Origin of the sequence: Pseudogracilibacillus sp. SE30717A (assembly GCF_037071985.1) — a bacterium.
Taxonomy (GTDB): Bacteria; Bacillota; Bacilli; order Bacillales; family Amphibacillaceae; genus Pseudogracilibacillus.
In genome coordinates this window covers 325,896-339,118 of sequence record NZ_JAXHDF010000003.1, presented here as the reverse complement: position 1 = coordinate 339,118, position 13,223 = coordinate 325,896, and the positions used below count along the sequence as shown (strand labels likewise).

General features: G+C 37.5%; 14 protein-coding genes. All 14 read right to left on the bottom strand.

Annotated elements, in window-relative coordinates:
• Positions 1-196: 196 nt before the first annotated feature.
• The 14 genes from SPD48_RS06750 to SPD48_RS06685 all read right to left on the bottom strand — a co-directional run bounded on the left by SPD48_RS06750 (position 197) and on the right by SPD48_RS06685 (position 13,218).
• Entirely contained in the window at positions 197-1,108 is a 912-nt protein-coding gene (locus SPD48_RS06750) for a conjugal transfer protein (protein WP_336257315.1), read from the bottom strand.
• 15 nt (positions 1,109-1,123) lie between these two features.
• Positions 1,124-2,134 (bottom strand): bifunctional lytic transglycosylase/C40 family peptidase, encoded by a 1,011-nt coding sequence (locus tag SPD48_RS06745; protein WP_336257375.1) that lies wholly within the window; start codon positions 2,132-2,134, stop codon positions 1,124-1,126.
• A gap of 8 nt (positions 2,135-2,142) precedes the next feature.
• Entirely contained in the window at positions 2,143-4,341 is a 2,199-nt protein-coding gene (locus tag SPD48_RS06740) for a lipopolysaccharide biosynthesis protein (RefSeq protein ID WP_442962117.1), read from the bottom strand.
• Positions 4,322-6,775 (bottom strand): ATP-binding protein, encoded by a 2,454-nt coding sequence (locus SPD48_RS06735; RefSeq protein ID WP_336257314.1) that lies wholly within the window; start codon positions 6,773-6,775, stop codon positions 4,322-4,324. The genes SPD48_RS06740 and SPD48_RS06735 overlap by 20 nt, the downstream gene beginning before the upstream one ends.
• Positions 6,759-7,151: a conjugal transfer protein gene (locus SPD48_RS06730; protein ID WP_336257313.1), complete on the bottom strand. Its 393-nt coding sequence runs from the start codon at positions 7,149-7,151 to the stop codon at positions 6,759-6,761. Before SPD48_RS06730 ends, SPD48_RS06735 begins: the two co-directional genes overlap by 17 nt.
• Before the next feature lie 61 nt (positions 7,152-7,212).
• A complete protein-coding gene (locus tag SPD48_RS06725; RefSeq protein WP_336257312.1) occupies positions 7,213-7,713 on the bottom strand; it encodes an antirestriction protein ArdA in 501 nt (166 codons plus the stop codon).
• Positions 7,714-7,978: 265 nt separating this feature from the next.
• The gene (locus SPD48_RS06720) at positions 7,979-8,683 is read right to left on the bottom strand and encodes a metallophosphoesterase family protein (RefSeq protein WP_336257311.1); all 705 of its coding nucleotides are present in this window, start codon (positions 8,681-8,683) and stop codon (positions 7,979-7,981) included.
• Positions 8,661-8,816, bottom strand: a complete 156-nt coding sequence (locus SPD48_RS06715) for a hypothetical protein (protein ID WP_336257310.1) — start codon at positions 8,814-8,816, stop codon at positions 8,661-8,663. Before SPD48_RS06715 ends, SPD48_RS06720 begins: the two co-directional genes overlap by 23 nt.
• A 29-nt stretch (positions 8,817-8,845) precedes the next feature.
• Positions 8,846-9,067, bottom strand: coding sequence for a hypothetical protein (locus SPD48_RS06710; protein WP_336257309.1), 222 nt, complete (start codon positions 9,065-9,067; stop codon positions 8,846-8,848).
• 25 nt (positions 9,068-9,092) lie between these two features.
• Positions 9,093-10,295: a MobT family relaxase gene (mobT, locus tag SPD48_RS06705; RefSeq protein WP_442962116.1), complete on the bottom strand. Its 1,203-nt coding sequence runs from the start codon at positions 10,293-10,295 to the stop codon at positions 9,093-9,095.
• A 227-nt stretch (positions 10,296-10,522) separates the two neighbouring features.
• A complete protein-coding gene (locus SPD48_RS06700) occupies positions 10,523-11,863 on the bottom strand; it encodes an FtsK/SpoIIIE domain-containing protein (RefSeq protein WP_336257308.1) in 1,341 nt (446 codons plus the stop codon).
• A complete protein-coding gene (locus SPD48_RS06695) occupies positions 11,863-12,243 on the bottom strand; it encodes a YdcP family protein (RefSeq protein WP_336257307.1) in 381 nt (126 codons plus the stop codon). Before SPD48_RS06695 ends, SPD48_RS06700 begins: the two co-directional genes overlap by 1 nt.
• Positions 12,244-12,255: 12 nt before the next feature.
• Positions 12,256-12,570, bottom strand: a complete 315-nt coding sequence (locus SPD48_RS06690; protein WP_336257306.1) for a YdcP family protein — start codon at positions 12,568-12,570, stop codon at positions 12,256-12,258.
• Between the two features lie 99 nt (positions 12,571-12,669).
• Positions 12,670-13,218 (bottom strand): MT-A70 family methyltransferase, encoded by a 549-nt coding sequence (locus SPD48_RS06685; RefSeq protein WP_336257305.1) that lies wholly within the window; start codon positions 13,216-13,218, stop codon positions 12,670-12,672.
• Positions 13,219-13,223: the final 5 nt, after the last annotated feature.

Sequence of the window (13,223 nt, the reverse complement as noted above, 5' to 3'; positions counted from 1 at the left end):
ATTTATGACTTAAACAATAAGAACAGGGATTATTTAAAGTAGCTGCTAGTGTAATGATTGATTTTCTGTATTCTTAAAATTATATTGACTCTGAAGTAGGATAAAGACCATAACCCAAAGAAGTACAATCCAATAATAACCTTCTCTCTTGTATATAATCTCACTTTTTAAAAAGTTAGCGAAATATATTGATTGATTACTCCACAATCATCCAATTCATTTCCTTCTCTAAAGTAAGCGAATATTGCGAAATCTGCATCGTCTTTGTCACCTCATCCAAATACTTTACAGATACCCAAACATGCACCTGATTTACAGACTGTTGAAATACAGGATTAACTAACTCTAAAAATAGATAGTCCTTATCAATTGGCGGTAAGGCACTATTTTTCACATAATAAGCGAGTTCCTTATCTGTCGCAGTCGGATAAAACGCAAAGAACGTCTCCAAAAACTCTGTTACTTCTTGCACCGTATCGGAATCAACTGTTCCATTGCTTTCAGGTTGTTGTGGCTCATAATCTGATTTTTTCGGTAAGTTCCACAAGGTAGGGTTTTGAGTAATTACTAAGTTTCCAATACTATCTTGATGAAGCAAGATTCGATAGGTGGAACGAATCCATTGGCTATTTTTATCTTCTGTAATCTTTTGATCTACCGAATATACAACCGAATAGGTATTATCATGTTCTGGTGATACTGACCAGATATCAATACCACTCACGCTGGAACTAGTGGGAATATCATCCCTTATGGTATCTGTATTTAAAGCTTGTAAATCCTCTGTCAAATAACTACTGACCTTTTCCGCTCGTTGTTCAATAGAATCTTTTTCGTTTTGCCATGTATAGTAATCTTTCACAAAGTTTTTCGTAAAGCTTTCAATCGTATTCGTATCCATGATCTTGGTTTCAACGATTTCTCTTTCATGAACGGTATGTTGATCAATTGCTGTAAAATTTTTATAGATCCCAAAAGCTAGGCTACCAATAAGTAGTATCCATAAAAAAGTTATTGTTTTTTTACGAGTACCGACAGCCCGTACTTTCATTTTTCTAGATTTTGTTTCCGTCGTTTGTTTTTCTTTTCTTTTAAAAAATCTTCTCATCTGATTCAAACCTTTCTATTGTTTAATACGTCCAACTCCAATTAGGTGCTTTTGCCAGTAGGTAGTAGTTAAATCTGCATAACCAATCGGATCGCCTGCATTATACATTTGGTTGTTTCCAACATAGATACCAACGTGAGTTACATAGGTTCCAGCATTATATGTCGAATGAAAGAACACTAAATCACCAGGCTTTGCTTCTGATAAAGGAATCGACTCGGTTGCATCATATTGCTGCTGTGCTGTTCGGGGCAAGTTAATTCCTGCCTTTCGGTAACTCCATTGCGTCAGTCCACTACAATCGAAAGAGGTACTCGGATTGTCTCCCCCAAAGACATAGGGAAATCCTTCATACTTTAATGCTTCATTCATCACAATCTGAACCATTTCATCATCGAATTGAGGAGAAATAAAATATTGACTTACTAAATCGACATAAAACATATTGCCATAGCGGTAACGCCAACCACCGTTTTTCTTTACAGCTATCGGATTCGAGTAAGTGACTTTGCTGCCACCTGAACGTTCCCTCGCAAAGTTCACTGCTAGTTCAAAGTTGTACTGAGAACCTCTTTTCGCAACATAATCAATGAATGCACCGCCATAGTTATATGCTTGAATGACTACATTGATATCAATCCCGTTTCTTTCTGCGGAGCGTAATAAATCTGCAAAGTATTTTGTGCCTTGTTTAATTGAAGCTTCGGTATCTAAAGAATTGGGTGGAAGACCCAAGGATTCGCTTGATTGCATCACATCTGGAAGTTTTCCACCACTCTCTACTTGAATAATTGCAAGCAGAGTAAAAACATATTTACTAATTCCGTATTCTTGTGCATACTTTTCTACCATTGGCTGATGTTTTAACACATCAGCGGTTACCGATATGCTGCCTATATCATTAATGAAATCACCACTATCTGATGAGTGTTCTTCACTAGATATAAAAATGGCTACAAATGCTAACAGCCCTAAAAAAGCAAGAAAGCCTAATCCCCCAGCAATTAACATGACCTTTAATCTCATGACTTTCATTAGCGTTTCCCCCTAACAGCATGGATTGGACGCTTCGTGGTTTGTTTCTGGTTTGTACGTTTCAACGGTTTAGAAGGACGCTTGATGATTGTCCGACTATTTTTTGGTTGAGAACGTTCTTTATTGAGAGATCGGTTTTCTTTTTTTACAGGTTGTTTGGGATGATCAGTAAAATGTTCTTTTCTGTCTGGACTCGATAACTGTCGTTGTAATTTGAATTGCTTCATATGCTCGTTTTTTGTGACAGGTCTTGTCTTTTGTTTTTGTTGAACAGCTGGATTCTTTAATCCATCCCGATGTACAGATTTATTGACATTTTGCTTGACTAGCCGTTCATGACTGGCAGTCTTCCGAGAAGGAGGACGTTTTTTATCCAATGCTTGCTGCCTACCTGTAATGGTTTGACGATGTTTTTCTTGACGGTCTGCATCTGTTTTTTGTCTCTTTTCCTTTGCTTGTTTCATACCTTCTTTAAAATCACGGGCAGGTTTTGTAAGCCGTTCTTTTCCTTGCATCACCGCATATTGGGTAGTAGTAGGTAAATCATGCAGTTGTTCTTTTCGATGATCTATATTCGCACGGAACTGATTTTTCGCACCAACCATTTTTCCTGTTACTTGACCCATTTTTTGGCTTAAAGATGTTGGTTTCGTGCGATTAGTTGGCTGTTTTTTGTTATCTTTTGTAGTCGATGTTAACCGTTGCAATGGACGTAGGGGAGAGGACGAACCCTTTGTTTGCTTTGATTTTCCAACCACTGCCCCGACCGTTGCTCCAGCTGTTGCCCCTGCAATGGTGCGTCCGATAGTCCGTTGTAATCGTCGACTACCCCGATTGAACATTCGGTAAGGACGACGCATGACTTGACGTCCAACACTTTGTGAGTCATTACTTTGCAGTTTAAACATGCTCATAATGTCACCGAGTTTCATGTAAATACCCGCAAACGTCACAATCTGCAAAAAGGCAATCAAGAAAAACGGATAACTCATTGTTAGACTGTAAAGCATGGATGAAATGCTAAAGGCAATTGTAATAATCAATGTAATTCCAGCCCGAAGCATAATCACATTAAACAATTTCATAATCGCTTGTTTTCCCATGTTTTCAAAAGTCGGTATCATAGAAAGTAAAAAGCTAATTGGTAGAAACATCGCATAGATAATAAACAGAATTTGCGAGAAGATCATAATTCCCGATAGAAGAAACACAAAAATGGAAATCCCGATATTGAATAGAAATAAAAAGAAGACCATTCCTAAACGTGTGGCGGTCTTCGTAATGGTTAAGTTTTTATTGTCATGATCTTCAATTTCTGCTTTTACAGCATCTTCCCGATCTTTTCCGTTATTTGTATCAGGATTGATCGAAACTAAGTTTTCAACACGTTCTTCGCCAATCGTTTCTTTATCTGAATCATCAAATTGTAATAACATCCAAGGCTGCTCCACTTGAATGGAAAAGAGGTTATTCCGTATCAAATCGACACTATCTTTTCCCTGACTAGTAGAACTAGGCATCAAGATTTTTGTTCCCAAATCTAAACTTGCTTGACTAATGTCAGCGGAAAAGTCATTAATTTTAGCGATATAGGTTGGAGCATACGCGATAAAAGAAGCAGACAAGATAAACACGACTAAAAAGTTTAGAATCGCTCGAATCGCTTTTGTCGTTTCTCGTTTCATTAAGCCTGTATAGGCAACATAAATGCCTATCACTAAAATAAAAAGAAGCAAAAAGCCAACGTAAAATCCAGAACTGCTAAAACCACTTGCGGTAATCCCAGCTAATGTTTGCATGTTTTTGCCGATAGCATCTGCCGTTTGTGATATAAAGTCGAGAGAATAGGCTTGTTGAATTAAGTAGCCCGTTGCATTAGACAAATACAAACTTATAATCCAGATGAAGTTTGTTATCGTGTATAGCCCATACATGACTTGTTTTCCAATCCCATCGTTCCAATTCCACGGGAGCCAATCCCAACCTGTGTCCACATAGAAATCTAATTGGTAATGGTCAAGGGCATATTTGGAATACAAATTATCTTCCGATACTGTATCATCAACTAGTCCAGCAGCTTGAGCAAATGTACCAAGTAAGAGAAGACATAGAAAAACGGCAGCACTAATCAGCACTACCGCTATAACTATCTTTTTTAGTTTTTGTTTGTTCACATTGTCACCTCGTTTCCTTTTCACTTACAGGAGGTCGAGTATCGAAAGCATGAAATAAATCTTCAAAGACAGGATGGACTTGAATAATTCCGACACGTCCATACAAATCTTGAATTAAACATTGCCCGTTTTCCAGTTCCCGTAATCGTCTTTGATTCGATTCATCTTCCGAATCCACGCCAAAGAATTGAAGGGTTTTCTTAATTTCTGTCATATCTCTAGAGCGAAAGGCAAACTTCACACCGATATTATTTTTGAGTTTTTCATCGGTTAGATCACCCGAATTCTGTGTGACAAAATACACACCAGCATTCATGGCACGTCCTGCACGTACTAGTTTGTTAGATAAAGTCTTTCCTTGTGCAACTTGCAGGAAGGCCCATGCTTCGTCTAAGTCCACGATTTTAAATACACTTCGGTCGGAATGAATAAAGTCTAGTGCGAAAGTAGAAATGACAATCAGCATAGCGACACTGAGCAGTTCCATTGTTGTATATTCTTCAAAATTCGTTTCTGCATCAGGTAACACCAAATCCGCCACTTGAATCATATTCAATTGCTTTTCTAAACTAATCGAATTTTCGACAGTCCCATCCGAAAACAGAAGGTGAGCGAAGTCATAGTCGGTAAAACTTTCGATATGGTCGGCGATAGGACCAGCTAATGGATTAGGATCACTTCTTAGTTCATGAATGACGAGAAGTAAACCACGTTCTTCTTGTTGACCAACTGCCCGAATTGCTCGTCTTAATACAGGGAATTTATCTCCATCCCGACTGGATATACCTGTGAGGAAGGTAAGAATATCAATCGCAAGACTTTCCGAATCCTTCTTTTTTTTCATAATGACAAAAGGATCGAGTAATCCTTTGTTGGAATCATCACTCGTTAAGTTAACAATATTAATTTCATGGGCAATTTCGGGCAACGTTTCTTTCCATCTTCCTCGTTCCGCCTTTGGATCAACAATGAGAGCTTGACCACCAAAGAGAACGGCATAGTAAACAAGCAAGTTATTACTAAAAGATTTCCCGCCACCAAGTGAACCTAAGAATGCAGAAGCTAACGCATTGGTGACAGAACCTTTTACTCCTTGACTGGCTAGGCTGGGATTGAGATAGACATTTCTTCCCGTGTCCAAATTGTAGCCAAAATATATTCCTTCCGTTTCTCCGAGCATTTGTGTTGCGCCAAATCCAAGTCCCGCTAAAAAGTCGGATGTAACATACTGAATATAATCATTCATATACCGTTTACTGGCTGGAATAAATTCACTGTGTAAACCGATCATATCTCCAAATGGACGAACGAGTTTTACGTTCAAATCATCATAAAAATCTTTGACCTCATTACAACGCTGTTTGAGTTCATCCAAGTTAGGAGCAGACACGCGAATCACGTAGCTTAACTTGTACATTGATTCTTTACTTTGATCGAGCACATCTTCTAATTCATTCACTTGTTCCAATGCATCAATGACATTGCTGCCTGTTTCGTTATCGGATTCCCAGGCATGATTATCCAAATCTTTGAGTTCCTTTTTCTTGTTCCGAACAGTAGATAATGCTTTTTTGTTCGTTACAATTTCCACATTCATTGAGGTATCAATTGGAAAATCGAATTGTTGTTGTTGATAATAAAAGATTTCATCTGACGGAAATTCAAGGTCACCGACAATCGAGTTGATGGTAAAATAAGCAACATAAGTCGTCTGTTCTTCCTGTTCGATTTTTAAATAACGTTGATTTTCCTCAATCAAACAACGAGTCGGTTTAATCAGGTCATAACGCTTCACTAAAGTTTCCCTTTTTAATTCCTTTAGAGGTAGGGCATAATCATATTCGTCATAAGCTATTCCAGTTTGGCCGTGAAGATGTTCTATCAGATAACCAAAGTCATTTTTATCTAATGGTCGTACCTTAAAACGTCTCGAAACTTTGTTTTGTATTAAAGATTCCATTTTAGAGAAACGTCTAATTTCTTCATGAGGCATAGAAACAAAATCTCCCAACAGGTGATGGTTTACATCACGGACAAATGAAGAAAGTGAATTTTTGATATTTTTCCCCATTGCTTTCATACTGACTTCTTCTTCATTCAGCAACAGTTTAAAACCGATAAAGAAACGATAGTCTACTTGATGTTCGCCAATCATAGAAACAAGGGCTTCTGTTTGTTCGTCAATCCGTTCATAAGCAACGTCTTGTAATCGCCCCGACACTAACTCTTTACTTCGTTCCTGTACCGAACGAATACTGCTTGAGGTACTAATCTGTAAGGCATGAATTTTGCCGTCTTGATTCTGTGCAATTAATTGACGAAAGTGGTCATGCACCTGTATTTTTTCATCCTCCGACAAAAAAGAATAATTATATGGCAATAGTTCATAGTAGGCAAAACATTCGCCGTCATGGTTAAAAACAAGATTATTTTCAAGGTATTTAATCGGATAATGCATGGACTTCACTCCTAACAGCGGTGATATTTTCATTTACTTTCACACGTTGTAGTTTGATAGGTTTTCCTGCATAGGTAACTTTAGGTCGAAACCAATAGGTCAATGCAGACTTGAGGAATCTATACGGCTTTTTGCCATCAAATGTTTTCTGACTCATAAACCATGTCAAAGCAACTGGAATTCCAACATACTTTAGTAACGCTCCATTGATTAAAGAGAGTGGTGGAAGATTCCCTAACAACATGACAACTAAGAGCGAAAGTACAAACCATGACATTTGATTGAATGTGACGGGAAAAGGTAATCGAACATCATTAATAGCATAAATCACTTTTTCGACTGACCAAATACGTGTATAGCTTTTTAATTTTTTCACATGAAATCATCCTCTCATACATAGAAAAAGCAGCCTGTACGATAACAAGCTGCTTCGCCACTTACTGCGTATATTCAAATACACCATTTGACGTAATAAGAAAGCTACCCTCAATTTCTAAATCACGTCCAAAGGCTTCATAATCAATATAGTTTTGTAAATTAGCAGGAACCTCTCCCAATATTCCTGTTTCCTCCACAAAATACCTTGCAACATCTGCCATGCTCTCACAATCAGGATAGTACATAATGTCATCTTGGTGTTCCAGTAATTCTTCTATACTGTTAAACCAATAGCTTTGCACTTCGGAAAGAGAATCATAAAGTGGTGAGCCTGCAATTTCTTCCACCATCGCACATAAGCGGTTCACTTCCGAAATCGGTGTATATTCACCGATTTCAAAGGGGAGATCATAATCAAAAATGGCATATTCTTCATACTCTCCATTTAACCCGATACGTTCTTTTACTTCCTCAAAATCAATTGGTGGTGAAAACCATGCTCCATTAACTTCTCCTTCATTATATTTACCGAGATTCGTTATAAAAACTTGCATTTCCATAGAGGTTCACATCCTTTTTATTAAAAATAACCATAAAAAAAGCAGCTAACTGTTTAAAGTTAACTGCTTCTTTATTTTGCCTATTGAATTTTATTCGCTTATGGTGAAACTTAAATCTCATCACTTTTAAGAATTCATTGTTCTCTTAATCATTTTAAATTTCAAATGGGAAATAGCATAAATTTTCTTATTAAGCTCTTACTCAACAATTACGCCCTTATTCTGGAATAAGCAATGCATAGTCAATTAATGCAATGTGCATTGGTCAAGGTCCCTCATAAGGTGGATTTAAATAATGATCAGCAAAATCCTCTTTGAAAGGTGCATTGGATTTAAGAATTCTTTCAGTAGCCATTTTTGTATCATACGTAGTGACATTTAATTCAACATTAGGACCAAATAAAGCCCAACAAGCACCGTTAGCTCGGCTTTGCAATCCAACACTTCCTGCATTGATGATGCGTTTTCCACCGACAGTACGGTCAAACTGAATGTGCGTATGACCACAAACAATAATATCCTGCGGAACACCTTCGATCATTGGTAGAATCTCGTTTTCAGGAGTATCTATTCGAATTGCCTCTTCATCACTGCGAGGTGAACCGTGGACAAATAGGATTTCTCCCAGCCCATCTATGTTCAAAATTACCTTTTCAGGCAAACCTTTTAGAAATTTCAATTGTTCTTCTGTTAATTGATCTGCACACCAGTGGTTTAATTCCGCTGTAAAGTCATCCAAGCCTTTTTCTTTCCCATAACGATAGGGAACCTCACGATCAACGTTACCCCTGATAAAAGTGAATTCTTCTTTATAATCCATCAAACAATCCATTACCTGACGTGGCTCAGGCCCCCAAGCTAAATCTCCACCCACAACAACCCGATCAACATCGTTTTTTTTGATTTCTGCTAAAACAGCTTCTAATGCCGAATAGTTCGCGTGAATATCATAAATTGCAGCCACACGCATTCGTATTACCTTCCCCATAATGAATTAATTGCCTTGCCCAACAAACAAAGAAAAACTCGTTTGTTACTTCCGCAATCTGACCTGTTAATTGAATAACTAATGCTATAATCTTCTTACAAGATTTTTCAATCATTGCATAATAATCTCTATAAATTGTAACACCTAAGAACCAATAATTCTATTGAATAGGTTCAATAGTACATCCTTAACACCAGCCGCATTAAAAACTAATCCAACTGCAACCAACGCAACGATTAGAAAGCCGATTAGTTTAGAAAACTCTCGTTTAAAGCCTAAATAAATGCCAATCACGACAATCGCCATTAATACTAAAGATTGTGCATTACTAAGAAACCAATTGTACAAATTTTGCCCAAAATTCATTCGAGTTTCTCCCTTCATAAGTTAATCATTCGTTATCTGACGGTGGTTGAATCACTTTCTCGATAGGAATGGTTTGTTGCATGAGTATCTTTTGGTGACGGTCGGATAACTCTACTTGCTCCAACATGTCTTCAATTACACTCGTTTGATTGAGTTCATCTATCTTTGTCGCTAGTTTCCAAGTAGGAGCAACTTGTCGAGCTAGCCATCTTAAAGATTTTTCAAACGTATATGGTTCGGGCTTTGTCGTTAAAGATATTTTTCTATTCACACCTAAATCCAAAAAACGTTGCCATTCCTTATTCATTTTCCAACTGCTGCGACGTTTTTCCTCATCTTTATCGACAAAACGAATATATCGGTTAATAATCGAAAAAGCAGTTCGTCCAGCATCTTCATACGTCATTAAATCCACAATCGCATGATAGGCACGGTCATTTTTTAAACGGATTTCAAAACGATTTTTTACTTCTGTAGCTTCAAATGATGTTCCATGTTTTACGTATTGCTCATAATCCTTTTCATACGCACAGAAGTACACGTCACTTTTTAACGAACCGATATATAACGTATTTCCCATGTCAGGTTTTTCTTCACTCTGTACGAGTTCACCAGAACGATAGCTTTTAAAACTACGAAAAACAGAGATACATTCTTCATGGCGGCATTTTTCTGTTAGAAACGGAATATCCAGTATGCTTTTCTTATCATTTATCGCAAGGTCAATTCGTTTAAAAACCCCACCAGTCCGAAACACATCCATAAAAAAATCGAACCATGTTCGTTGCTGGGCTAATAAAAAGTTTTCAAATTGACGGCATCCTTTCCCTTTGAGTTCAAGTAAACAACCTTTGTCCTCATCGGGGGAAACCATGACGACGATATCACCAAAAACGTATTGTTCCATATAAGAGTAAAAAGCATAATCCTCATGTAACATGTACTCCATTTTGAGTTTCAAAATCTCTTCAATGACAGGCTTTGGGTTCGTCGTTAAAAAGCGAATCCGTACATAATCAAACAAGATTTCCAGTGGTGCATCTGGATTAAATTGCTCTAAAATATCGAACATAGCATTTTGTAATGTTTGAGTCGGAGTTACTTTTCCTGTTTCAATTTCACTAATATATTGTCTTGAAATGCCAATATGAACAGCCAGTTTATTTTGCGATACACCATATTCCAATCGTTTTTCTCTTAATTGTTGATACCAAGGTACTTGATTCATGTGCATTCCTCCCAACACAAAAAAGATGTCAACTAAAGGATAAAAGCTGACATCTTCTTCATATGCTCCAAACCGTTGTGCCATCAGGTGTTATTGGTCTTTGGAACAGCTTCTTATTGTTTTTCTACCCCCCTGTTAGAAATGGGGGGTTAAGGCGTGGCTGTCGCCACGCAGGCTTAGCCCAGCACGTCGGCTTTCGCTTCGCACGCCGCCGCACTGGGCAGCCTTTATTGGGCTAGTTTAGCAATTTCATTTAAAAAGTCATGTTCTTTCGGGACAAGTGGTGTATAAAATTCAGAAATGACATTATCCCCTTTATCGACATAGCCCCGTCCTTTGATCTGTTTTAAGAAAAATTGCTTTTGTACGTCACTACCGAACATCATGCCATATCCGAGTTCACTCATACGCCCTAAAGCGACTCGAAAATTGAACTGATCTCGAATACCATCGCCAAGGTATTTTGCATCTGGTCGTTGACAGGCAAGAATAAGGAAAAATCCTGCTTGTCGTCCTAACATGACGATTTGTTTCAGTTTGGTTAATACCGCCGTATTTTCCTTAGAAACAAGCATTTCCATAAACGCAACATATTCATCAAAGACTAAAAAGTAAGGAGATAAACCTAAATAAGCATAGTTTTTTCCTGTCTTATAACCCTCCATCAGTTTCATTTCTTCACTACGAGTCATCATATCATCATAAAATTGGTCAATACATGCCATCATGTCTTCTTTTTTATAATACACATCAGGCATAACTGTAGCTAAATCCGCTAAATCTGCATTTTTCGGATCTAAGATATACAACTTTGCATCTGTTTTTAATAGCGCTTCAATTAGTGTGAGAATAAAGTACGTCTTTCCGCCGCCAGTTCCACCAGCAATCAACATATGTGGGAGGCTATCATATTCCCAATACATCGAATCCATGAGCTTTAAGCTACCATTTTGTGCAACCACTTCATCAATGGAAATACGACTATTAATTGTGTCATAGAGCAGGATATATTCTACAAAGGAATCATGTAACTCTTTCGATACCAATTCACAGTACAAACCACTTTCCAGTTTATTTTCGAGGTTTAGTAACTGCTCTTGATATTTTCCCAATGTGATTTCTGTTTGAATATGAAGCAATCCTTTTTCAAGCCGATAGTACATTTTAGGAAAGTGACTAATTTTATCTTTTGCTTTTCCATTTGGTATGTCTTTAAAGAAACTACTTGATTGTACTTGTTTCGTTTCATACCAACCATTTTCCGTAATCATTTTAGCAAGCTTCTGACGGTGAATAACCTGTCTGATACGATCATACCGATAGCGATAATAAAGAAAAGCACAGCTAGCTACTATCACTAAACTAATCACCAATGAAATGAATCCATACGTACTCATAAAATGTGTTTGAAATAGATCAAGTTGCCACGTTGTAGAAAGTAAAAATGACAGATGAAAAGGGATAAAAGAAGCGAGCCATACACCAACGAGTCTAAAGAATACAAATTGAAAAACGAGGGATACATCACTCACTCGAATTCGTTTCCCTCGTTTTCTAAAGACTTTCACTATTTTTCCTTACTAGGGGTAGACTTTGGGATGTTACTAGTTGGTATTGTCGCTTTTCCCTTTAAGACCAGATCATCTGCTTTAATATACCAATCAACATCTGCCCCTCGAAATGTTGCATTTGCGACCGTATCGGCGACAGGATTAATGATTTCGACTTCCGCATTATAATCAAATTCTTTTAAGGGAACGGAAGCAGGAATACTCACTTGAATCATGCGTCCTTGTTCACGAGATTTTAAGTCATAGGTGCGTTCCTTTACCTCGGTTGACACCGTACCGTCTTCATTTTGAAGAAACACTTCACGTCGTAATGCGGAAAATTTTAATAAACCAAATGTCTTTTCTTTGTCAATGACAATACCTTGTGCTAATCTCATGTTTTTTCCTCCTTATGCTTTTACCATGTCATCTGCATGTAAAATATAATTTGTGAAGCCGCGTTCCCCAATTTTATAACCCTCTGCGGTAATTCTTGCATTGACTAGTTTTACTTTTTCCTCATGTTCAAAGAATTTTTCTCCTGCTTCTTGTGGGAGAACCACCTCAATATCATCTGCACGTTGAATATCAGAATACAGATTATAGCTCCGAGAAAGAGTGGTCATACGTCCATTAATTCTGCGCTGTTCGACTTTTCCTTCTCCCGCATATTCTAAGTTTCCAAAGGTTTTTTCAAGGTTTGGAATCACATATTTTAGTTCCATAATACAGACCTCTTTTCTTGTTTTATCTTTTGTTTAACCGTTCATATAGAAAGAAAAAGAATAGGAGGGGAACGAGTAGGAAATTCACTCATAAAGACATCATTCCTTTTGCAAATTATCTAAAGTTAGACTATTTTCCACTTCATTTCCCCAAGCATCCCATCCAGCAGCACGTTGTCTAGCGAATAATTCAATACGTGGTAAATCACCCATGAGTTCAACAATTTTATCCCTAGCTATATCTGGTTTTTTACTGTGCTTTTCCAATGGACTGACAATCAACTGATGAACCTTTTTCGATACTCTTTTCGGACGACCTTTGACACCCAATAAACAGATTTCCGCATTCGAGCGTGTCCAGTATCCCAAACCAAAGAAAAAACCATTCCCTGACTTATTTTGTTTCACCCAAACAAAAGCAACAGTTTTAAATGTAAATCCCCATTCTGCCATGACTTTTAAGGCTTCCTTTAACATAGGGAAGGTCGCCCATAAAAATAAAACACTATCTTTGTGAGAGATAGTGTCAATTGGTAAGTTACATATATCATTAATATTCATTGTTCGATAATGATTTTCTGCGACTCCTTGTCCTTTACTTTGGCGATACTGCCAAGGCGGATCGGCATAAATAATAGGATAATTCATTTTTT